The sequence below is a fragment of the Kribbella speibonae genome, from assembly GCF_004331375.1.
In the GTDB taxonomy this organism is placed as follows: domain Bacteria; phylum Actinomycetota; class Actinomycetes; order Propionibacteriales; family Kribbellaceae; genus Kribbella; species Kribbella sindirgiensis.
Map to the genome: position 1 here is coordinate 1,520,809 of NZ_SJKC01000001.1, position 20,453 is coordinate 1,541,261.

20 protein-coding genes and 1 pseudogene are annotated in these 20,453 nt (G+C 67.6%); 6 read left to right on the forward strand and 15 right to left on the reverse strand.

The window, feature by feature from the left end:
• Positions 1-44 precede the first annotated feature (44 nt).
• Complete coding sequence (locus E0H92_RS07650; RefSeq protein WP_238173335.1) at positions 45-1,331, reverse strand: citrate synthase; 1,287 nt, start codon at positions 1,329-1,331, stop codon at positions 45-47.
• 284 nt (positions 1,332-1,615) lie between these two features.
• On the opposite strand from E0H92_RS07650, the gene rplM reads away from it, so the two are divergent.
• Genes rplM through glmM form a run of 3 tightly spaced genes read left to right on the forward strand, consistent with a single transcriptional unit; the run spans position 1,616 to position 3,970 of the window.
• Positions 1,616-2,059, forward strand: coding sequence for a 50S ribosomal protein L13 (gene rplM, locus E0H92_RS07655; RefSeq protein ID WP_131286311.1), 444 nt, complete (start codon positions 1,616-1,618; stop codon positions 2,057-2,059).
• 35 nt (positions 2,060-2,094) lie between these two features.
• Entirely contained in the window at positions 2,095-2,616 is a 522-nt protein-coding gene (gene rpsI, locus E0H92_RS07660; RefSeq protein WP_131286310.1) for a 30S ribosomal protein S9, read from the forward strand.
• A gap of 7 nt (positions 2,617-2,623) precedes the next feature.
• Complete coding sequence (gene glmM / locus E0H92_RS07665) at positions 2,624-3,970, forward strand: phosphoglucosamine mutase (RefSeq protein ID WP_131465745.1); 1,347 nt, start codon at positions 2,624-2,626, stop codon at positions 3,968-3,970.
• A 66-nt stretch (positions 3,971-4,036) separates the two neighbouring features.
• Here glmM and E0H92_RS07670 read toward each other — a convergent pair whose 3' ends face one another.
• The 6 genes from E0H92_RS07670 to E0H92_RS07695 all read right to left on the reverse strand — a co-directional run bounded on the left by E0H92_RS07670 (position 4,037) and on the right by E0H92_RS07695 (position 10,682).
• A complete protein-coding gene (locus E0H92_RS07670) occupies positions 4,037-4,837 on the reverse strand; it encodes an ABC transporter ATP-binding protein (protein ID WP_131465747.1) in 801 nt (266 codons plus the stop codon).
• A complete protein-coding gene (locus tag E0H92_RS07675; protein WP_131286307.1) occupies positions 4,837-5,700 on the reverse strand; it encodes an ABC transporter ATP-binding protein in 864 nt (287 codons plus the stop codon). The genes E0H92_RS07670 and E0H92_RS07675 overlap by 1 nt, the downstream gene beginning before the upstream one ends.
• Positions 5,697-6,614: an ABC transporter permease gene (locus E0H92_RS07680; protein WP_131465749.1), complete on the reverse strand. Its 918-nt coding sequence runs from the start codon at positions 6,612-6,614 to the stop codon at positions 5,697-5,699. The genes E0H92_RS07675 and E0H92_RS07680 overlap by 4 nt, the downstream gene beginning before the upstream one ends.
• An 11-nt stretch (positions 6,615-6,625) precedes the next feature.
• Positions 6,626-7,615, reverse strand: a complete 990-nt coding sequence (locus E0H92_RS07685; RefSeq protein WP_131286305.1) for an ABC transporter permease — start codon at positions 7,613-7,615, stop codon at positions 6,626-6,628.
• Positions 7,616-7,627: 12 nt separating this feature from the next.
• Positions 7,628-9,322: an ABC transporter substrate-binding protein gene (locus tag E0H92_RS07690; RefSeq protein ID WP_238173336.1), complete on the reverse strand. Its 1,695-nt coding sequence runs from the start codon at positions 9,320-9,322 to the stop codon at positions 7,628-7,630.
• A 151-nt stretch (positions 9,323-9,473) separates the two neighbouring features.
• Positions 9,474-10,682, reverse strand: coding sequence for an ROK family transcriptional regulator (locus tag E0H92_RS07695; protein WP_131465751.1), 1,209 nt, complete (start codon positions 10,680-10,682; stop codon positions 9,474-9,476).
• A 73-nt stretch (positions 10,683-10,755) separates the two neighbouring features.
• Here E0H92_RS07695 and E0H92_RS07700 point away from each other — a divergent pair, with 73 nt between their 5' ends.
• The gene (locus E0H92_RS07700; RefSeq protein ID WP_131465753.1) at positions 10,756-11,607 is read left to right on the forward strand and encodes a LacI family DNA-binding transcriptional regulator; all 852 of its coding nucleotides are present in this window, start codon (positions 10,756-10,758) and stop codon (positions 11,605-11,607) included.
• On the opposite strand, the gene E0H92_RS07705 is transcribed toward E0H92_RS07700, so the two are convergent.
• From E0H92_RS07705 to E0H92_RS07730, 7 genes and pseudogenes are all read right to left on the reverse strand, one after another.
• The gene (locus tag E0H92_RS07705) at positions 11,564-12,244 is read right to left on the reverse strand and encodes a response regulator (RefSeq protein ID WP_131465755.1); all 681 of its coding nucleotides are present in this window, start codon (positions 12,242-12,244) and stop codon (positions 11,564-11,566) included. The two genes, E0H92_RS07700 and E0H92_RS07705, sit on opposite strands and share 44 nt — an antisense overlap.
• Entirely contained in the window at positions 12,241-13,431 is a 1,191-nt protein-coding gene (locus E0H92_RS07710) for a sensor histidine kinase (protein ID WP_131465757.1), read from the reverse strand. Before E0H92_RS07710 ends, E0H92_RS07705 begins: the two co-directional genes overlap by 4 nt.
• 30 nt (positions 13,432-13,461) lie before the next feature.
• Positions 13,462-14,964 (reverse strand): alpha/beta hydrolase, encoded by a 1,503-nt coding sequence (locus E0H92_RS07715; RefSeq protein ID WP_131495787.1) that lies wholly within the window; start codon positions 14,962-14,964, stop codon positions 13,462-13,464.
• Between the two features lie 92 nt (positions 14,965-15,056).
• Positions 15,057-15,620 (reverse strand): DUF5753 domain-containing protein, encoded by a 564-nt coding sequence (locus E0H92_RS07720; RefSeq protein ID WP_238173337.1) that lies wholly within the window; start codon positions 15,618-15,620, stop codon positions 15,057-15,059.
• A 99-nt stretch (positions 15,621-15,719) separates the two neighbouring features.
• Positions 15,720-15,974: pseudogene (locus E0H92_RS45735) on the reverse strand (helix-turn-helix domain-containing protein); the annotation flags it as partial.
• A complete protein-coding gene (locus E0H92_RS07725; RefSeq protein ID WP_131495789.1) occupies positions 15,925-16,467 on the reverse strand; it encodes a DUF6879 family protein in 543 nt (180 codons plus the stop codon). The gene E0H92_RS07725 and the pseudogene E0H92_RS45735, both read right to left, overlap by 50 nt.
• Positions 16,464-16,685 carry a hypothetical protein gene (locus E0H92_RS07730; RefSeq protein ID WP_131495790.1) on the reverse strand — a complete coding sequence of 74 codons (222 nt, stop codon included), beginning with the start codon at positions 16,683-16,685 and terminating at the stop codon, positions 16,464-16,466. Before E0H92_RS07730 ends, E0H92_RS07725 begins: the two co-directional genes overlap by 4 nt.
• Positions 16,686-17,258: 573 nt before the next feature.
• Between E0H92_RS07730 and ilvY the strand changes: the two genes are divergently transcribed.
• Positions 17,259-18,086 (forward strand): HTH-type transcriptional activator IlvY, encoded by an 828-nt coding sequence (gene ilvY, locus E0H92_RS07740; RefSeq protein ID WP_131495792.1) that lies wholly within the window; start codon positions 17,259-17,261, stop codon positions 18,084-18,086.
• On the opposite strand, the gene E0H92_RS07745 is transcribed toward ilvY, so the two are convergent.
• A complete protein-coding gene (locus E0H92_RS07745) occupies positions 18,010-19,074 on the reverse strand; it encodes a LacI family DNA-binding transcriptional regulator (RefSeq protein ID WP_131465763.1) in 1,065 nt (354 codons plus the stop codon). The genes ilvY and E0H92_RS07745 overlap by 77 nt on opposite strands.
• 148 nt (positions 19,075-19,222) lie before the next feature.
• Between E0H92_RS07745 and E0H92_RS07750 the strand changes: the two genes are divergently transcribed.
• Positions 19,223-20,452, forward strand: coding sequence for a sugar ABC transporter substrate-binding protein (locus E0H92_RS07750; RefSeq protein ID WP_131495793.1), 1,230 nt, complete (start codon positions 19,223-19,225; stop codon positions 20,450-20,452).
• Position 20,453: the final 1 nt, after the last annotated feature.

Genomic DNA, 20,453 nt, shown 5'->3' on the forward strand with positions numbered 1-20,453 from the left:
AACCGGGGTCCGGTGCGCGGCGGCTGTGAGGTGTTGCTGATGGGTCAGCGGTCGCCCATCGGGACGTACTGGACGCCTCGGGCGCCGGTGTAGATCTGTTTCGGGCGGGCGATCTTCTGGTCGCCGTCGCCGAGCATCTCCAGCCACTGGGCCAGCCAGCCGGAGGTGCGGGGGATCGCGAACAGCACGGTGAACATGTCCGGCGGGAACTGCAGCGCCTCGTAGATCAGGCCGGAGTAGAAGTCGACGTTCGGGTAGAGCTTGCGGGAGACGAAGTACTCGTCCTCCAGCGCGATCTTCTCCAGTTCGACGGCGATCTTCAGCAGCGGGTTGATGCCGGTGACCTCGAAGACGTCGTCGGCGGCCTTCTTGATGATCTTGGCCCGCGGGTCGTAGTTCTTGTAGACCCGGTGGCCGAAGCCCATCAGCCGCTCTTCGCCGTTCTTCACGCCCTCGATGAACGACGGCACGTTGTCGATCGAGCCGATCCGGCGGAGCATCTTCAGCACTGCCTCGTTGGCGCCGCCGTGCAGCGGGCCGTAGAGCGCGCCGATCCCGCCGGCCACCGCGGTGTACGGGTCGACCTGGGTCGAGCCGATCGCGCGGACCGCGTTCGTGGAGGCGTTCTGCTCGTGGTCGGCGTGCAGGATGAACAGGATCTCCAGCGCCCGCACCAGGCGGTCGTCGGCGGCGTACTTCGGCTCGCTCATCTTGAACAGCATCGACAGGAAGTTCGCCGTGTAGCTGAGCTCGTTGTCCGGGTAGACGTACGGCTTGCCCTGGGCGTGCCGGAACGCGAACGCGCCGAGCGTCGGCATCTTCGCGATCAGCCGCCGGATCTGCAGCGCCCGGGACTCCTCGTCGAAGATGTTGCGCGACTCGGGGTAGAACGTGGACAGCGCGCCGACCGAGGCCAGCAGCATGCCCATCGGGTGCGCGTCGTACCGGAAGCCCTGCATGAAGGTCTTCAGGTTCTCGTGCACGAACGTGTGATACGTCACGTCGTGCGCCCAGGCCTCGTACTCCGCCTTGTTCGGCAGCTTGCCGTTGACCAGCAGGTAGGCCACCTCGAGGTAGTTCGACTGCTCGGCGAGTTGCTCGATCGGGTACCCGCGGTACTCCAGGATGCCCTTGTCGCCGTCGATGAAGGTGACGGAGGAGCGGCAGGACGCGGTGTTGACGAAGCCGGGGTCGTAGGTGGCCAGGCCACCGTCGCCGTCGGATGCGCTGATCTGCTTGAGGTCTGCGGCACGGATGGTGCCATCGGTGATGGCAAGGTCGAAGTCCTTGCCGGTCCGGTTGTCCCGGACGGTGAGCGACTGTTCGGTCACGATGCCCTCTTCGGAAGCTGGCGTCATCGCCTGGATGAATGAGGGTAGATCAGCCGGCGGGACGCGATTCGGACTGCAATCTTCACCGCTAAACTAGTGCGGTCCTCAGCTGCTTCCAAGCCGGGGTCCCCTCGGCGTGTGGGCTCGCTTTGACCCGAACGTGGCCACGCCGGTATTCTGGGCTGCTGTTGTGCGTTCCAGGTCCGGTACAGACACTGTCCTGTCGGCTGACCGCTCGCCGACGTCCAGTTTGTTCAATCTCTGAGAAACGAAGGTCAACGACCGTGCGCACGTACAGCCCGAAGCCTGCTGACGTCACTCGTGAGTGGCACGTGATCGACGCCACCGACGTCACGCTCGGTCGGCTCGCCGTCCAGATCGCCACCCTGCTGCGCGGCAAGCACAAGCCGACGTTCGCTCCGCACGTGGACGGCGGCGACTTCGTCGTTGTCGTCAACGCTTCCAAGGTGGCCCTGTCCGGCACCAAGCGGACCGACAAGCTGGCGTACCGTCACTCGGGTCACCCGGGTGGTCTGACGGCGACGCCGATCGGCGAGATCCTCGACAAGGACCCGCGCAAGGCCGTCGAGAAGGCCGTCTGGGGCATGCTCCCGAAGAACCGCCTGAGCCGGAAGCTGCTGACCAAGCTGAAGGTCTACGCCGGTCCGGAGCACCCGCACACGGCGCAGCAGCCGAAGCCGTTCGAGATCACCCAGATCGCCCAGTAAGCGATCGACGAACCAGGTAAACGAGGATTCACAGCGTGAGCGACATCACCACCGAGACCGAAGAGTTCGACACCGAGGTCCCCATCGACACCGAGGGCCCGGTCGCCTACACCTCCGAGACGAACCCGGCTCCGGAGCAGCGCGCCGAGACGGGTCGGGTCGCGGTCATCAACCCGGCCGGCGCCACCGGCCGTCGCAAGGAGGCCGTCGCTCGCGTGCGGATCGTCCCGGGCACCGGCAAGTGGAAGATCAACGGGAAGGACCTCGACGTCTACTTCCCGAACAAGGTCCACCAGCAGCACGTGAACGAGCCGTTCGTCGTCGCGGGCCTCGAGGGCTCGTACGACGTGATCGCCCGGATCAACGGCGGCGGAATCACCGGCCAGGCCGGTGCGCTGCAGCTCGGCGTGGCCCGCTGCCTGAACGACGCCGACCGTGAGGCCAACCGCAAGGGCCTGAAGTCGGCCGGTCTGCTCAGCCGCGACGCGCGGATCAAGGAGCGCAAGAAGGCCGGTCTCAAGAAGGCCCGTAAGGCGCCTCAGTACAGCAAGCGCTGATCACCTGATGGGGCGTTTGTTCGGCACGGACGGAGTCCGTGGCCTGGCGAACGTGGACCTGACCGCGGAGCTGGCGCTCGACCTTTCGGTCGCGGCAGCTCACGTACTCGGCGAGGCCGGTGCCTTCGAAGGGCACCGGCCGCGCGCCGTTGTGGGCCGGGATCCGCGTGCCAGTGGTGAGTTCCTGGAAGCCGCCGTGGTGGCCGGTCTGGCCAGCGCCGGCGTCGACGTGGTCCGGCTCGGCGTACTGCCGACTCCGGCCGTGGCGCATCTGACCGGTTCGACCGGCGCCGATCTCGGCGTGATGCTGTCCGCGAGCCACAACCCGATGCCGGACAACGGCATCAAGTTCCTGGCCCGCGGCGGGATCAAGCTCGACGACGTCATCGAGGACGCCATCGAGGCCCGGATGAACGAGGAGTGGCAGCGCCCGACCGGCGCGTCCGTCGGCCGGGTGACCGACGACGGGCAGGGGTTCGAGACGTATGTCTCGCACCTGGTCCGCTCGGCGCCGAACCGGTTCGACGGTCTCAAGGTCGTGATCGACTGCGCGAACGGCGCCGCCTCGCAGACCGCGCCGGAGGCACTGCGCCGGCTCGGCGCCGAGGTGATCACGGTCGCCGCCGCCCCGGACGGGCTGAACATCAACCTGAACTGCGGATCCACGCATATCGAGGGTCTGCAGCGTGAGGTCGTCGGGCACCGCGCCGATGTCGGCATCGCGCTCGACGGCGACGCGGACCGCTGCCTGGCGGTGGACGCGAACGGCGAGCTCGTCGACGGCGACCAGATCCTCGCGATCCTGGCGCTGGCGATGCGGGACAGCGGCCGGTTGTCGAACGACACCGTGGTCGCGACCGTGATGAGCAACCTGGGCTTCGTGCAGGCGATGGTCCGGGAGCGGATCGCGGTCGAGCAGACCAAGGTCGGCGACCGGTACGTGCTCGAGGCGATGAAGGCCGGCGGCCACAAGCTCGGCGGTGAACAGTCCGGGCACGTGATCCTGTCCGATCACGCGACCACCGGCGACGGCACGCTGACCGCGGTCATGCTGCTCTCCCGGGTCGCCCAGACGGGGAAGAGCCTGGCCGATCTGGCCGGTGCGATGACCCGCCTCCCGCAGGTCCTGGTCAACGTGAAGAACGTCGACAAGTCCCGCGCGGGCACCGACCCCGCGGTGCAGTCCGCGGTCACCGAGGCCACCACGCGTCTGGGTGACTCCGGCCGGGTCCTGCTCCGCCCCTCCGGCACCGAGCCGTTGGTCCGGGTCATGGTCGAAGCCGAGTCCTCGGACACGGCCGACGAGATCGCCCACGCCCTCGCGGACGTGGTCGCCGCCGCCCTCAAGCTCTGACGCTCCACTTTGTGCACCGGATCCGTACCGTAGCGCCGCTCGCGTACGGATCCGGTGCACAAAGTGTCAGGGGCGCAGTTCGGTCAGGCGGCGTTCTGGGGCGGGGGCGGCTTCGGCGAGGAGCTGGGTGTATTCGTGTTGGGGGTTCAGGATCACGTCGTCGGCGGGGCCTTGTTCGACGACCTGGCCGTGGTACAGCACCATGATTTCGTCGCTGAAGTGGCGGGCGGTGGCGAGGTCGTGGGTGATGTAGAGGACGCCCAGGTTCTCCTCGCGCTGGAGGGTGGCGAGGAGGTTGAGGACGCCCAGGCGGATCGAGACGTCGAGCATCGAGACCGGTTCGTCCGCGACCAGGATCGCCGGCTCGGGCGCGAGGGCGCGGGCGATGGCGACACGTTGGCGCTGGCCGCCGGAGAGCTCGTGCGGTTTGCGGTGGACGAAGTCCTCGTCGAGGCGGACGCGGCGGAGCAGTTCCAGTACCCGCTCATCAACCTGTGAACGGGTGAAGTCCGGGTGGTGGAGCCTCACCGGACGCTCCAGGTGATGGCTGATCGTGTGGTACGGGTTGAGCGACGCGAACGGGTCCTGGAACACCATCTGCACAGCCTTCCGGTACGCCGCCGCGCGCGCACCGTGGTACTGCATCGGCTCGCCGTCGACGAGGATCGCTCCGGACGTCGGCCGTTCGAGCTGCATCAGCAACTTGGCGATCGTCGACTTGCCCGAACCGGACTGGCCGACCAGCGCGATCGTCCGGCCCGGTGTCAGTTCGAAGCTCACCTTGTCGACGGCGCGCAGCCGCGTGGTCCGCAGACCGTTGCGCAGCCGGTACTCCTTAACCACATCGCGCATCTCCAGGACGCTCATCAGGCCTCCACCGTCTGATCGGTCTCTTCGAGGGCGATCTCGCCGGTCCGGACGAAGCCGCCGCGCTCACCGGTCAGGCTGGGGAAGGACGACAGCAATCGCTTCGTGTACGGGTGTTTGGGCTTCGTGTAGAGCGTCAGCGCGTCGTCGAGTTCGACGATCAGCCCGGCCCGCATCACCGCGATCCGGTCGCTGATCTCGAGCAGCAGCGGCAGGTCGTGGGTGATGAAGACGACCGCGAACCCCAGCTCCGACCGGAGCCGGGTGATCTCCCGGAGGATCTCCCGCTGCACGACCACGTCGAGCGCGGTGGTCGGCTCGTCCATGATCAGCACCTGCGGCTCGAGGGCCAGCGCCATCGCGATCATCACGCGCTGCCGCATGCCGCCGGACAGTTCGTGCGGGTAGGCGCGGAGCCGGTCCCGGTCGACGCCGACCCGTTCGAGCAGGTCGGCGCAGCGGGCCCGGCGGTCCGCCTTGCTCAGCTCGGGCCGATGCGTGATGAACACGTCTTCGAGCTGCTCGGAGATCCGAAGTACCGGATTGAGCGAATTCATCGCGCCTTGGAAGACCATCGCGATCTTGTCCCAGCGGAACGCCCGCAGATCGTCGCCGGCCAGCGAGGACAGGTCGATGTCGTACCCCTCGCGGGACGAGAACACGACGCGTCCGCCGGTGATCGCCGCCGGCGGTTTGAGCAGACGGGTGATCGCGTACGCCAGCGTCGACTTCCCGCAGCCGCTCTCACCCGCAAGGCCGAGGATCTCACCGCGTTCCAGGGTGAGAGAGACCTCGCGTACGGCGTGGACGGTCGTCTCGGCGCGATAGTCGATGCTGAGGTTCTCGATGCTGAGCACGCTCATGACTTCACGCTCCACTTGTTGCGTTCGGCGCGCGTCTGCGAGCGCAGCTTCGGGTTGATGATCTCGTCGATCGAGAAGTTGATCAGGGACAGCGCCGCGCCGAACAGCGCGATCGCGAGGCCCGGCGGCGCGAACCACCACCAGGCGCCGAGCCGGAGCGCGAGCCCGTTCTGGGCGTAGAACAGCATCGTGCCCCAGGTGAACGAGCCGGACGCGCCGAGCCCGAGGAACGACAGGCCGGCCTCGCCGAGGATCGCGAAGATCACCGCGAACACCACCTGCGACGCGAGCAGCGGGATCAGGTTCGGCAGGATCTCGACGAGCAGGATCCGCCAGCGTTTCTCGCCGCCGATCCGGGCCGCGAGTACGTAGTCGCGGCTGCGCACGCTGAGCGTGAAGCCCCGCAGGACGCGCGCGGACCCGGCCCAGCTGGTGATCGCGAGGACCGCGGCCACCAGCCAGATCGACTTGTTCGGCACGTAGCTGGAGATCACGATCACCAGCGGCAGACCGGGAATCACCAGCATGATGTTGGTGAACAGCGAGAACGCCTCGTCGGTCCAGCCGCCGACGAACGCGCCGACGATGCCGAAGAACGACGACAGCAGCAACGTGATCGCGCCGACCACGACGCCGATGATCAGCGAACCGCGGGTCGCGTACGCGAGCTGGGCGAACACGTCCTGACCGCTCTGCGTGGTGCCGAGCAGGAATCCGTTCCCCGGTCCGGTCAGGCCGATGTCGCGGACCGTCGACGGGTTGCCGACGAGCAGCGGACCGAGTACGCCGAACAGGATGATCAGGCCGGCGATGCCCAGCCCGACGGCGAGCTTGACGGTCATCGGCGGCAAGGACCGGCGGCGGACCGGCGCCGATTCCTGCACGGCGGCGGCCCCTTCAGTGGTGATAGCCATAGAGCCCTTCCTCAGGACCGCGCACGGGTGCGGGGGTCGATGACGCCGTACAGGAGGTCGACGAGCAGGTTCGCGCCGAGGACCGCGAGCGTGATGATCAGGAAGACGCCCTGCATCAGCGCGTAGTCGTTGTTGCCGACAGCAAGCAGCAGTGCCGACCCGATCCCCGGGTAGGAGAACACCGCCTCGGTGACGATCGAGCCGGCGACCACGAAACCGAGCGAGATCGCGAACCCGGAGATGGACGGCAGGACCGCGTTCCGGGCCACGTAGCGGGACCGGATCCGGCGCGGCGTCAGGCCCTTCGCCTCGGCGGTCACGACGAAGTCCTCGGACATCGTCGAGACCATCATGTTGCGCATCCCGAGCATCCAGCCGCCGACCGACGAGATCACGATCGTCAACGCCGGCAGGGCTCCGTGGTACAGCACGGACTGCGCGAACGGGAGGCTCCAGCCCGGCGTCACGGAGTACACGTCGTACCCGCCGCTGAGCGGGAAGACCGGCCAGGTGCTGCCGAGCAGGAAGAGCAGCAGCAGCGCGAGCCAGAAGTACGGCACCGACTGCAGCATCGTGGTGACCGGGATCAGGTTGTCGACCCAGGAACCGCGCCGCCAGCCGGCGGCGCGTCCCAGCAGGATCCCGATCGCGAACGAGATCACGGTCGCGAGACCGATCAGGCCGACGGTCCAGGGCAGGGTCTGGCCGATGACCTGGGACACCGGCGCCGGGAAGTACGCGATCGACGTACCGAGGTCGCCGGTGACCAGGTGGTGCAGGTAGGTCCAGTACTGGCTCCACAGCGACGAGTGCGTGTCCGTGCCGAGCAGTGCCTCGATCGCGGTCCGGGTGGTCGGCGTGACCGGTCCCTTGGTCGCGAGCTTGGACAGCATCAGGTCGACCGGGTTCCCCGGCATCAGCCGGGGAACCAGGAAGTTCAGCGTCAGGGCCGCCCAGAGGGCGACCACGTAGAAGGCGAGTTTCCGCAGCAGGTAGCGCACAGCCGGCCGCGCTCAGCTGGCGGGCTTGATCGTCTTGAGGACGATGCCGGCGTCCCAGGCCTTCCAGGCGGCGGGCAGGACATACAGGTTGTCCTTGGTCGGCCAGCCTGTCGCACGCGAGGTGTTGAACTCGGTGAGCATCGAGTTCACGTAGACCGGGATGTAGGGCAGCTGGTCGGCGATGATCGACTGGATCTTCGCGTACTCCGCCTTCTGGGCGGCCTGGTCCGTGGTACCGGCGGCCGTCTTGAGCGCGGCGTCGACGGCCGGGTTCGAGAACCGGGACTGGTTACCGGCCGACGCGGACTTGCCGACCGGTGCGGTGTTCGTCGTGGCGAGCTTGCTGTCGTAGGTGAAGTAAGGGTTCGTGGACGCGCCGAGGCCGACGGAGTCGAGCGACAGCTGGAACTTGCCGTTGGTCTGGGCGGCGTTCCACTCGTTCCAGGACACCTGGCTGGGCTTGAGCTCGATGCCGACCGCGGCCAGCTGCTGCTTGAGCGTGTCGTTGATCAGGATGTAGTCGCTCCACCCGGTGACGGTCTGGACGGTCAGCGACAGCCGCTTGCCGTCCTTCGCCCGTACGCCGTCACTGCCCTTCGTCCACCCGGCCGCGTCGAGGAGCTTGCCCGCTTCGTCCGCATTCGCGCTCTGCGGGAGTTTCGCCGTACCGGCGTCCGCGATCCAGTTGTCGTCGCGGCCCGGGAGCAGCATCGTCGGCGAGCCGACGCCCGCGACACCGCCGCCGGCCAGCTTCGCGAGCTGCTCGCGGTTCATCGCGAGGTAGATCGCCTTGCGGACGGCCGGGTCGGTCTGCGGTCCGGCGCACCCGAGGGCGGCGTTGGAGCAGGTTACGACGACGGTCGTCATCACCGGGGTGTTCACGTAGGTCAGGTTCTTCCCGGACTTCATGATGTTGTCGATCCCGGGCAGGTAGGCGCTGGCCCAGTCGACCTTGCCCGCGACCAGGGCGGCGCTGGCGGCGTCGGCGGACGTCACCGGCAGGTAGCGCACCTCCTTGATGGTGGGCTTGCCCGCCTCCCAGTACTGGTCGTTCTTCGTCAGCACGAAGCTCTGCGGCGTGTACGACTTCACCTTGAACGGCCCGGTGCCGACCGGATTCTTGTTGAGGTCAGTCGTCGGGTCCTTGATGTCCTTCCAGATGTGCTCGGGCACGATCGCCTGGTTGGCGAGCACGGCCGGCTCCTGCATGAAGGACTTCGACTTGAAGGTCAGTACGGCGGTGTCGTCGGACGTGGCCTTCGCGGTCGCGGCGAGGCCGGACGGGTTCAGCGCGGGCGTCTTCGCGACCAGGTTGAACGTGAAAGCGACATCCTTCGCGGTGAACGGCTGGCCGTCGTTCCACTTCACGTCGTGCCGGGTCTTGATGGTGAGCTCGGTCCCGGCGGCGTTCCACGAGAAGCCCGAGGCGAGGACCGGCGTCGGGTCGGACTGCTTCGCGAAGTTGTACCAGTACAGCGGCTCGTAGATGACGCCCAGCGTCGGTTGCAGCGCGGTGCTGCTGAACGGGTTGAAGTTCTCGGTGGTGATGTCAACGGCCGCGACGGTGATCGAGGCGTCCTTGGCGGCGGGCTGGTTGCCGGCCGCGGCGCCCTCGCAGGCGGCGAGCAGGAGTGCGGTGGCGGTCGCGGCGGCGACGGCGCCCACCAGGCGCCGCGCCCGCGGTCGGTTCATCGGGTTCTGGGGCATCGATTGGATCCTCTCGGCACGACCGGCGCGAACGCGGTCCTCGAAGCGCGTCACCCGGCAGCCGCCAGGGAAGCTGGCCGTAACTTAGTTCGCCTAATAAACAAGGCGCAAGAGCCAGCCCAGTAACGGTTCGACTGCGAAGGGTCCCAAATCAGGCGGAGATCGCGCGCTCGGAGCGGAGCATCATCAGGGCCGCGCCGATCGCGGCGGCGTCGTGACCGCGCTCGTCGAGCACAACTTCGGTGTTCACGGCGCGCCCGAACGACGAGCTCAGGATCCGCTCCTGGATGACCGGCAGGTAGATCGTCCCGGCGACGGCGAACGCCGGCCCGGTCAGCACCAGCAGCTGGACGTCGTACATGTTGGTGATCGTCTGCGCGCCGAGCGCGAGCCAGGCCGCGGAGTCCCGCAGGATCGCCTCGGCCCGGGAGTCGCCGGTCAGTGCCAGCCGGGCGATGGCGGCGAACGCCGCGACCCCGGTACGGCGTGGCGATCCGAGGTCGAGCCCCGCCGCGCGGGCCTTCGCGACGACCGTGGCGGGACCGGCGATCGCCTCCAGGCAGCCGGTGCTCCCGCACCAGCACTGCGGCCCGCCGATCTGGACGCAGATGTGCCCGACCTCGCCGGCGTTGCCGTGCGCGCCCTGGTAGACGTTGCCGTTCAGCCGCAGGCCGGATCCGATGCCCTCGCTCATGAACAGCGCGGCCATCACCGAGACGTCGTGGCTGGTGGTGAGCCGGGTGCCCGCGGCGGCCGCGGTCGCGTCGTTCTCCAGCAAAGCGGGCAGGCCGAGCCGTTCCTCCAGCCGGCGATGGATCGGGAACCCGACCCAGCGCGTCATCGACGGCGGCGCGGACGTCACGCCGCGGTTGCGGATCAGCGGCCCGGGACACACGAAGCCGAGCCCGAGGACGAGCGACGCATCGATCCCCGAACGCTCGATCAGCTCGGTGGTCTCGGCCGCGATCCGCTCCACGACCTGCTCCGGATCGCTGTCGTCACCCGGCCCGGCGCGCCGCCAGCGGGCCACGACGGCGCCGGCGTAGTCGACCAGCACGTACGTCAGGCTGTCGGCGCTCAGATGGACGCCGACGACGTACCGCGCTGCCGCCCTGATCCGCAGCATCGTGCGAGGCTTGCCACCGGTGGACGAGCCGCGACCGGCCTCGTCGACCAGGCCGTCGTCGATCAGCCGCCGGACCAGCGTGGTGACCGAAGGGGCGGTGAGGCCGGTGATCTGGGTGAGTTCCACCCGGCTGACCGTGCCCGCGGAGCGGATGCTGTCCACAATGAGGGCACGACTGTTCGTCGGTGCCGGGTCGTAACCCGGAGATCGCGACGCGTCGCTGACCTGCTGCATCGGGACATCCGCTCTCTGCTGAGTTTGTTAGGTCTGTGAATATAGTGGCTTCGGTGGCCTTGGAGGGGAGTCTATGCAGGACGTGACGCGGGAGCGGATCGCCGGGCTGGTGCTGGCGCGTCCCGGGCGGTTGCTCGGGATGGAGCCGTTCATGGCCGACGTCGTGCAGGGGATCGAGGAGGTCTTCGTCGGGCGGCGGGTGAGTCTGCTGATCGAGTTCGCGGCCGATATCGCCGACGAGATCGCGATCTGGCAGCGCTGGGTGGCCAACGACCACGTCGACGGCATCGTGATGGTCGACCTCCGGGCGCAGGACGCGCGGCTCGCCGAGCTCGAGCGGCTGGGGGTGCCGGCGGTCCTGCTCGGCGGGCCGGAGCTGCAGGTGCCGATCACCAACGTGCTCGTCGACAACGCCGAGGGTGCCCGGGCGGCTGTTCGCGCGCTCGCGGATCTCGGGCATCGCGACATCGCGCGGGTCAGCGGGCCGCGGGACATGCTGCACTGCCAGGCCCGCGACGACGCGTTCATGGAGACGTGCGCCGAGCGGGACGTGCAGGGCCGGGTCATCGAAGGCGACTACTCCGAGGACGCGGGCCGGGAGGCGACCCGGCAGCTGCTGACCGGCAGCCAGGTCCCGACGGCCGTGGTGTACGACAACGACCTGATGGCGATCGGCGGTCTCGCGGCGGCCAAGGACCTGGGCGTTCGCATCCCCGAGCAGTTGTCCGTGATCGCGTGGGACGACACGGCGGTCGCCCGGTTGGCGCATCCGCCGTTGAGTGTCGTGACGGTCGACGTCCACGGTCTCGGCGCGATCGTCGGCGAAGCGATCCTCGCCGTCATGCACGGCGGCGACGTCACGACGTACCAGGTGCCGAAGCCTACGATCCGCCTCGACCGGTCGACCGCGGAACCGGGGACATGAGGCCGGATTCCCACGCCCACACAGCGATCTCGGTCCGGTTGCGGGCGGCGATCTTGCGCTGAACCGCGGCCAGATGCGACTTGACGGTCGACAGCGAGATCGTCAGCTCCGCGCTGATCTCGGCGTTGGTGCGGCCCCGGGCGACGGCCTTGACGGCGGCCAGTTCACGGTCGGTCAAAGCAGGTTCGGGGCGGCGCGGACGGCCGCCGGCGGTGCTGAAATGGGCCAGCAGCCGAGTAGTGATCGACGGCGACACGAGCGCATCGCCGTTGGCCGCGGCATGCACCGCCTCCACCAGCAGTCTCGGCCCGGCGTCCTTGAGCAGGAATCCACGGGCGCCCGAGCGGAGTGCCTCGTGAACGAGTTCGTCGAGGTCGAACGTCGTCACGACGAGCACCCGCAGCGGGTCGGCGACCTCGGGACCGGCCAGCAGCCGGGTCGCGGCCAGGCCGTCCATCAGCGGCATCCGAATGTCCATCAGCGTGACGTCAGGACGCAGCTCCCGGGCCAGCTCCACCGCGCGCCTCCCGTCCGCGGCCTCTCCGGCGACCTCGATATCAGGCTCCCGTTCGAGGATCAGCCGGAATCCCGTACGGACCATGGCCTGGTCGTCGGCGAGCAGGACTCGCACCGTCATGGTGTTGTTCTCCCTTCCGGTCCTATGCCACCGGGGAGGGGCAGCTCAGCCAGGACCCGCCATTCGTGCTCGCCGTGCTCCCCGACGGTCAGCCTTCCGTCCAGCGCGTCGATCCGCTCACCCATTCCGATCAGTCCATAGCCGTCCGCGTTGCGGTGGCGGCTTCGACCCTGCCGAGTCCCGTCGTTGCGCACCTCGACCCGCAGGTACCGCGGGCCGGTCTCGGCGGACGGCTCCACCGTGACCGTGATCTGGCGCGCGTCCGGCGCGTGCTTGCGTACGTTGGTCAAGGATTCGAGCAGGACGCGGTGCACCGTCGACACCGTCTCGGGAGCCACCTCGACGTCCGCGAGCTGGGGCGCCAACCGCAAGGTGACGGCCTCGTCGCCGTCGACGGTGGCCTCGATGGTCTCCACCAGATTCCCGGCGGCGAGCGGCAGTTGCTGCTCCGGACTGCGCAGCACCATCACCAGCCGTCGTACGGCGCCGAGGGCATCGGCTCCGGCCCGCTCGATCTCTTGGAGCAACTCCCGCTCCGTGCCGTCCGCGAGTACCACCTGCGCCGCCTGCGTGCGCACCACAACCCCCGTGATGTGGTGCGCCACCAGGTCGTGCAGCTCTTGGGCCAGAGCGATCCGTTCCCGGTTCCGGGCGGCCAGTTGCGCGGCCTCACGGCGGGCTTCGCCATCGCGCAGGATCAGACCGACCGCGACACCGCTGCCCCACAACAAGGCCCAGAAGACCGCGACGGTGAGACTGACCGAGTCTCCGCCGTACCGCAGCACGGGTGCGAGGACGGCGGCCAGCCCGCCGAACACCGCGATCGCACCGGCTGTCCGCGGCCTCAGTTGGTGGCAGCTCGCGCCGACCAGCAGAATCAGGGCGAGTGTCTCCGAGTCACCGGCGAGCATCCCGCCCGGCTTCGTGAGGAAACCGGTGAGGCTGCACAGCAGGGACAGTACGATCGCGGCCGTCGCGAGCTGTGCGAGCCGGCCGGGCAGGCGGCGCCGGAGCAGCGCGAGCGCGCCGATCGCCACACCCGCGCAGGAGTACAGGACTTCGCCCGCCGGCGGCGATCCGTCCAGGACGAGACGTCGTACGACGTGCTCGGCGTTCAGGCCGACCAGGACGAGGACCTCGGTGACGAACAGGCCGCGGCGCACCAGTCTGTTGGTGGTCAGAATCACCGAGTCGTCGTCCTTTCTGTCATCTCCAGGTCAGCGAGGCTCTGCTTCGGCCGGGCAGTGGTAGCTGCGCTCCGGGCGTTCGCCCGTGGTCAGGAACGTCGTGACCGCGTACTTCGCGCACTGGTTCCGGCCCGCCGGGTAGACGCCGTGGCCGCCCTGGTCGGCCGTTACCATCGTGGCACGGTTGCCCAGGGCCCCCAGCATCTTCACGGCGCCGGCCAGCGGTGTGGCCGGGTCGCGCAGGTTCTGCACCAGCAGCACGTTCGACGGTCCCCGGTCGGTGATGCGGACCGGCGGCTCGGTCGGCTCCGGCCAGAACGCGCAAGGCTGGATGTTGGCCCCGGCCGCTCCGAACAGCGGATACCGGATTCGGTCGGCGGCGACGTTGCGCTGGTAGGTCTGGACCGAGGTCGGCCAGCGCGAGTCGTTGCAGATCATGGCGTAGCGACCGGAGATCAACTTCTCCGGGTCCTCCGCCGAACCGCCTCCCGGCAGTGGCGGCGGCGCCTGGCCCGCGTCCAGGGCCTTCCAGATGCCGGCCAGCATCGGCATCTGCGCTGAACCGTAGAGCAGGCCGAAGTTGAGCAGGCGGAACGTCACCGCGTCGAAGGGCCCGTCGGGCGTTGGGACCGGCGACTTGTCCAGGCGCGCGGCCAGCTCGTGGAACTTCGCGGTCACCTGCGCCGGCGTCCGGCCCAGCCCGTACTCGCGGTGGTTGGCGGCGGCGAACTTCGCGAAGTCCGGGAACCGGTCCTCGACGCCACGCGACCACAGCCGCTCGCTCGGGTAGTCCCAGCCGCCCGGTCCCAGATTGCTGTCGAGCACGATCCGGTCGCTGCGCTGCGGGAACAGCGTGGTGTACACCGCGCCGAGGTACGTGCCCCAGGAGGCACCGGCGTACGAGATCTTCGACTCGCCCAGCGCGGAACGGATCCGGTCCATGTCGCGGGCCGTGTTGGCGGTGCTGACGTGCGGCAGCATCCAGGAGGTCTCCGAGGCCGCGCACTGTCCGGCGACCTTCTTCATCTCGACGGCCCGCTTGGCCACGTCAGCGGAGTTCCGTGCGTACGGCGGAATGTTGCCGGTCGACTGCTGCGACGAAGTGAGGTTGCACGTGACCGGCGTGCTCTTGCCGATACCGCGTGGATCGAACCCGATCACGTCGTAGTTGTCCAGGACGCTCTGCGGTAGACCGGCCGTGACGAGAAAGGCCGGGTAGCCCTGACCGGCGCTCGGACCGCCGGGGTTCGTCAGCAGGACCCCGCGCCGTGACTCCGGCTTCTTGCTTGCCAGCCGCGAGACAGCGATGTCGATGGTCCGGCCCTCAGGTTTGCTGTAGTCCAGCGGGACCTTCAACGTGCCGCACTGCATGCCTGCCGGAATCGGGAACGGGGAGATGTCCGCCGGGCACTTGCCCCAGTCGATGCCGCCTGATGGTTGCGACGCTGCGGCGCCTACCTGCGAGACTCCCGGGAGCAGGGCGGTGGCCAGCGAGGCAACAGCAACGGTCAAGGTCAAGGCTGTACGTCTCATGTTCCCCAGTCTTCGGGAGCCCGGTTGGCTGGCACACCCATCCGCAGACCATTTCGGATGGCCGAAAGTACGAGACCAGAGAGGATTCCTGATCAACCGGCCAGGAACTCGGCTCGGAGCTCACTCAGGAAGTCCGAACAGGCCTGTCCGGTGGCGGCCGACTCACGCAGTACGTCGTACTGCCGCCGGTACAGCTCCACGTCCTTGGGTCGCGCGACCGTCAGGTACGCGTGCATCGTCTCGACCTGAACGAACGGCTCGCCATCGTCCACGTCCTCGTTGAGAGTAAAACCGTGCCAGGCGATTGCGCGGGACTCGGCATCCAACGGAATGACGCCGATGGTCACGTTGCTCAGCGTGGCAACACTCGCAATGCGATCCAGCTGAGAGATCAGCACCTCTCGTGATCCAGGCCGCCAGCGGAGGGCCGCTTCAGTGAGGATGAATTCGAAGGTGTGCGCCTGGTCGTACAAGAGTTGCTGGCGATCGAGGCGGCGCTGGACTGCGGCCGCGTAATCCTGCTCGCCGCTCAGGTCCGACGCGATGAACACGAGCCGCGCATACTCCGCAGTCTGGAGGAGACCGGGAACCAGCGTCGGCAGGAACGAGCGCTGGGTCCGGGCGGTCGCCTCCCGGCGCTGAACCTGCTCCTGCATCTCCGCAAAGCTGACGTCCTGCGCGAACTCGTGCCATGCGTCGGTCTGATTCAGTGCCGCCTCGGTAGCTGAGATCAACTGCTCCAGGCGGTCAGTCGCACCGGACTGCTCCAACCATCGAGTCAGCTCAGGGATTGATGCGAGTGCGTCACCGCGCTCGATCCGGCTGACCCTGGACTGGCTCAGGCCGGTCTGTTGGGCCAGTTGACGTCCGCTGACGCCGGCCAACGTTCGCAGGCGTCTGAGCTCCGCGCCGATGTGTTGTCGCGGAGTTCGTGGAGTTTGATCCGGAGTACGCACGCAGCTACAGATCTGCTTTCTGCTCAGCCAGGTAGGTGTTGAGGTCCACCGCATGCCGGAGAACGAGGTCGCGCTCTTTACGGCAGCGTTCCAGTACGGCGGGCTCTGTCGTGTGGTCGAAGCCTACGAAATGTCCGGCCTCGTCGTAGTGCATCAGTACGGCGTACGCGTCCGGAGAGTCGGCGTCGAACAACCAGAAGTCCTCGCCGAGTCTGGTCAGCGACCCGTCGGCTGCCCGGTCCGTGATCAGGATGCGCTCTCCGGCCGCCTGCGATTCGACGTACCCGACGAGCTCGTACCGAAGGTATTCGGTCAATGGGTGATCGATGACATGGACTCGCTCCCAGCTCTTGCCCGCGACGGTGGTGACGGCGATCCGAGCCAGCCAAGGCTCCGTACGCACCGACCGTTCCGGCCTCGCCGTGCCGTTGCGGAAGGCTTTGAGTCGTGCGTCTTCTTCGGAGACTGCGTAGCTCTGAAGATTCTCCAGACGGAAGACGTCTGCTGTGAATCGGTCGAAGTGAGCGTCGAACTCCTCGAAGTTCACACCGCGGCTCCGTCTGCCACCTTCTTGGCGTACTCCAGCAGGAGCTCTCGCGGCACCAGGACGACCGTCTCGTGCGCCGGCATCTGGCTCAACTGCGCCAATGCGTCGGCATCAACCAACTGCGCGCCCTGCACCGCCACCAGCGTGCCGTCATCGGTGTCGAACACGTTGGGACACGGGCCGTTGTCACAAGAACCAGCACTGTGAGTGAGTCGCATCTCGCCTCCTTCTATTCGAAATGAGTCAGCAGGAACAACGGTGGCACATGTGGCGGCACAGGTCAATCGAGGATCGTGTGGGTGTCGGGATCCGTACCATGCAAGGGCTTCTGGCTTGACAAGCGACAACGTTCCGATCATCCTCGAATCCGTGAGTCAAAATGAGTCACCAGATCAGATATCTGCACCAAGCGCCTCTCGTAGCGCGTGGCCGAGCCTGCGGCCGTCGCTGACCGAGCCATGTGACGGCGAGAACCCGGATACCGGAGCCGCCTGCGTCCTCGGCTATCACGACGGATACCACCGTGACGCCGGCCGTACCGAGTGGCTCGACGACGAGTAACCCCCGAACGCAGAGGTGTGCGAGCCGAGCCCTGCCTCCACGCACGCCTCTGCTTCCATGCTCTGTGCCATGATCGGGTGCGGGTGGCTGAGGGGGCGCCCACGCAGACTCCTGACACCTAAGTGCTGAAGCCAGCCAGCCACCCAAACCTCTCTATCTCTTCTTTCCTTTCTTTTCTCTCTTCTTTGTCACTTCCTGTCCATTGCGTATCTGTTCTCTTCTGAGGTCCCGTGGAACACCGTGAGTTGGAGTTGTTTCTGCATTTGGCGCGGACGCTCAACTACGGGCGCACCAGTCTGGAGTGTCATGTCAGTGCGGCCACGTTGACTCGGACGATTCAGCGGTTGGAGACGCGGGTGGGCGCGCAGCTGCTTGATCGGGGGCCGCGGGGTGTGGTGCTGACGGCGGAGGGGCGGCGGTTCTCGGTGTACGCCGAGAAGGCGCTGGGGCTGTGGGCGGACTATCAGGCCGGGTCTGGTGAGCCTGCTGGGTTGAGTGGTGAGGTGCGGATCTTCGCGACCGTTACGGCTTGCCAGACGTTGCTGCCTGAGTTGCTCGCGCCGTTGCGGGCTGCGCATCCGCAGATCCGCCTCGGCATCCGCACCGGCGACGCGGCCGCCGCTCTGGCTCGCCTGGATGAAGGTGAGGTGGACGCCGCGGTCGCGGGCATCCCCAAGCGCCTCCCGCAAACCTTGGTGAGCCGACCCGTCGCGGTCACCGACCTAGTCCTGGTGAAAGCCCACGAGAGCCCGGCCGATGGGCCGTTTGTTGTGCCGGCTCGGGGGCTTGTTCGGGAGGCCGCGTTTCGGTGGTTTCGGAGGACTGGCGTGAAGCCTGTGATTGCGGGGGAGCCGGATGGGCACGAGGCGCTGCTTGCCCTGGTGGCGTTGGGGTGCGGGACCGGCGTCGTACCGCGGCTCGTGCTCGAGTCGTCCGCGGTTCGCGATCAGCTCGTCGAATTGCCGGCCGACCTGGAACCGCTCACGATCGGGCTTTGCGCGCGCCGCGCCGACCTGCACCGGCCTTTGATCGCGGCCCTCTGGGACCTGCGACCGTAGCTCCGGGGTAGAGCTTGGCCGGCACCAGCTGCGGTGGGAGCGGCTCGTCGCCTTCGAGCTGGCGCAGGAGAGCCTGCGTGCCCAGCTGACCAAGCTCCGGGCCGGGGGTACGCATCATGGTGAGCTCGGGATCCGCCATCGCCGCGGTCTCGGGAACCATCAGCAAGGACAGGACGGAGATGTCGCCGGGGATGTCGTGACCGGTGTGTTTGAGACCGGACACGACCCCCAAAGCGGCGTACTCGTTGAGGACCAGGATCGCTGTGGTCTCGGGGTATTCGCTCAGCACCCGAGCGGCCGCGTCCTTACCCGCCTGCGTGGTGTCCGAGCAGGGGATGATCCTGATCGGGAGGTCGTACGACGCCGCGACCCGGCGGTACGCCTCCTCGGTGCGGACCCACGGACCGTACGCGTGGAAGCGGGGGTCGGTCAGGTCACCCGAGATCAACGCCAGCTCGCGATGACCGTGCTCGGACAGGTGCCGGACCGCGTCCTCGACCGTGGTGTCGAAGTCGATGTCCACGTGCGACAACCCGTCGAGTTCCGTCGTACGCCCGATCAGCGCGAACGGCGTACCGGACTGCCGCAGTACGTCGACCCGCGGGTCGTCCAGCTGTACTTCCATCAGGACGACGCCGTCCACGAGGCCCTGTCCCAGCAGCTCGCGGAGCTCGACGCCGTCGTTGCCGACCGGCCACAGCACCAGGTGGTAGTCCTGATTGCGCGCCGCCTCGGCCGCGCTGGTGAAGAACTCCGACGTCGACATCCCGAACCGGTGCTCGAGCGCCGGGTACGCCATGGCGACGATGTGGGTCCGCCGGCTGGCCAGCGCGCGGGCGACCATGTTGCGCCGGTAGCCGAGGTCGAGCATCGCCTGCTCGATCCGCGCCCGGGTCGCCGCGGTCACCGGCTTGGTGTCGTTCAGCAGGAACGAGACGGTCGCGATCGAGACCCCGGCCCGCTGAGCGACGTCTTTCATCGTGACCATCGATCGACCCCCTCTGAACTCTTGACAGCGGTGTGACGTACGGAACATAGTCCTTCAACGCCTCAGTTAAGCGGTTTACCGCACAATCCACAAGCTTCTCGGCAGTCCCCACGTTCCTCGGTTAAACGCTTAGAAGGAGTCCGATGTCATGATCAGCAAGCGGATCGCCGCCGCGCTGGCGGGTGCGACGACGGTGTCGCTCCTGCTGGGCGCCTGCGGTGACAACGGCGGCGACCAGTCGTCCACGTCCGGCGACAGCGTCAAGAGCCTCACGATCCTGGACTACTACAACAACGACCCGGACAAATCCCTGGTGCAAAAGGGACTTGACTCCTGTGCGACGCAGCTCGGCATCACGATCCAGCGGGAGACGGTGCCTGGTGACACCTTGATCCAGAAGGTGCTTCAGCAGGCCTCGTCGAAGACGCTGCCCGACGTGCTGATGCTCGACAACCCCGACGTACAGCAGATCGCCGCGACCGGTGCGCTGGCGCCCCTGAACGACATGGGGCTGAACGCCGACGGAGTCATCCAGGGCATGGTCGACGCGACGTCGTACGAGGGCAAGCTCTACGGACTCGCGCCGGTGACGAACACGATCGCGCTGTTCTACAACAAGGACATGCTGGCCGAGGCCGGCGTGCAGCCGCCGAAGACCTGGGAGGAGCTGAAGGCCACGGCCAAGAAGCTCACCAAGCCCGGCCGGTACGGGATCGCGTTCAACGCCAACGCGACGTACGAAGGCTCCTGGCAGTTCCTGCCGGCGATGTGGACCAACGGCGGTGACGAGACCGATCTGACCAGCCCGCAGGTGGCGGAAGCCCTGCAGTTGTGGGTGGATCTGGTGAAGTCGGGGTCGGCGTCGAAGAGCGTCATCAACTGGACGCAGGGCGACGCGAAGGACCAGTTCGCGGCCGGCAAGGCCGCGATGATGGTGAACGGCCCGTGGCAGATCCCGGCGCTGGAGAAGACCCCGAACGTCAAGTGGGACGTGGTCACGTTCCCGCTGAACAAGCCGGACCAGACGCCGGTCGCGCCGCTCGGCGGTGAGGCCTGGACGGTTCCGCTGAACAAGGACCAGGCCAAGCAGCAGAAGGCCGCGGACTTCGTGAAGTGCCTGAACTCGGACGAGAACGAGCTGGCCTGGGCGAAGGCCCGGTTCACCCTTCCGACCAAGACCGCGCTGCTCGATCAGTACGCCAAGGAGGTGCCGTCGATGAAGGCGTTCGCCGAGCAGGTGAAGACGGCCCGCGCCCGGACCGGCAAGCTCGGTGACAAGTGGCCGGACGCCGCGAAGGTGATCTACCAGGCGATCCAGCTGGCGCTGACCGGTAAGGCCTCTGCCCAGGACGCCTTCAAGCAGGCCTCCGGCGGCTGAC

Coding starts and splice junctions, on each gene's coding strand:
- glmM (WP_131465745.1), top strand. CDS start 2,624: ATGGGGCGTTTGTTCGGCACGGACGGAGTCCGTGGCCTGGCGAACGTG.
- E0H92_RS07690 (WP_238173336.1), bottom strand. CDS start 9,322: ATGCCCCAGAACCCGATGAACCGACCGCGGGCGCGGCGCCTGGTGGGC.
- E0H92_RS07680 (WP_131465749.1), bottom strand. CDS start 6,614: ATGGCTATCACCACTGAAGGGGCCGCCGCCGTGCAGGAATCGGCGCCG.
- E0H92_RS07745 (WP_131465763.1), bottom strand. CDS start 19,074: ATGGTCACGATGAAAGACGTCGCTCAGCGGGCCGGGGTCTCGATCGCG.
- E0H92_RS07695 (WP_131465751.1), bottom strand. CDS start 10,682: ATGCAGCAGGTCAGCGACGCGTCGCGATCTCCGGGTTACGACCCGGCA.
- E0H92_RS07700 (WP_131465753.1), top strand. CDS start 10,756: ATGCAGGACGTGACGCGGGAGCGGATCGCCGGGCTGGTGCTGGCGCGT.
- E0H92_RS07750 (WP_131495793.1), top strand. CDS start 19,223: ATGATCAGCAAGCGGATCGCCGCCGCGCTGGCGGGTGCGACGACGGTG.
- E0H92_RS07675 (WP_131286307.1), bottom strand. CDS start 5,700: ATGAGCGTGCTCAGCATCGAGAACCTCAGCATCGACTATCGCGCCGAG.
- E0H92_RS07670 (WP_131465747.1), bottom strand. CDS start 4,837: ATGAGCGTCCTGGAGATGCGCGATGTGGTTAAGGAGTACCGGCTGCGC.
- E0H92_RS07720 (WP_238173337.1), bottom strand. CDS start 15,620: ATGCAGGAGCAGGTTCAGCGCCGGGAGGCGACCGCCCGGACCCAGCGC.
- E0H92_RS07730 (WP_131495790.1), bottom strand. CDS start 16,685: ATGCGACTCACTCACAGTGCTGGTTCTTGTGACAACGGCCCGTGTCCC.
- E0H92_RS07705 (WP_131465755.1), bottom strand. CDS start 12,244: ATGACGGTGCGAGTCCTGCTCGCCGACGACCAGGCCATGGTCCGTACG.
- E0H92_RS07715 (WP_131495787.1), bottom strand. CDS start 14,964: ATGAGACGTACAGCCTTGACCTTGACCGTTGCTGTTGCCTCGCTGGCC.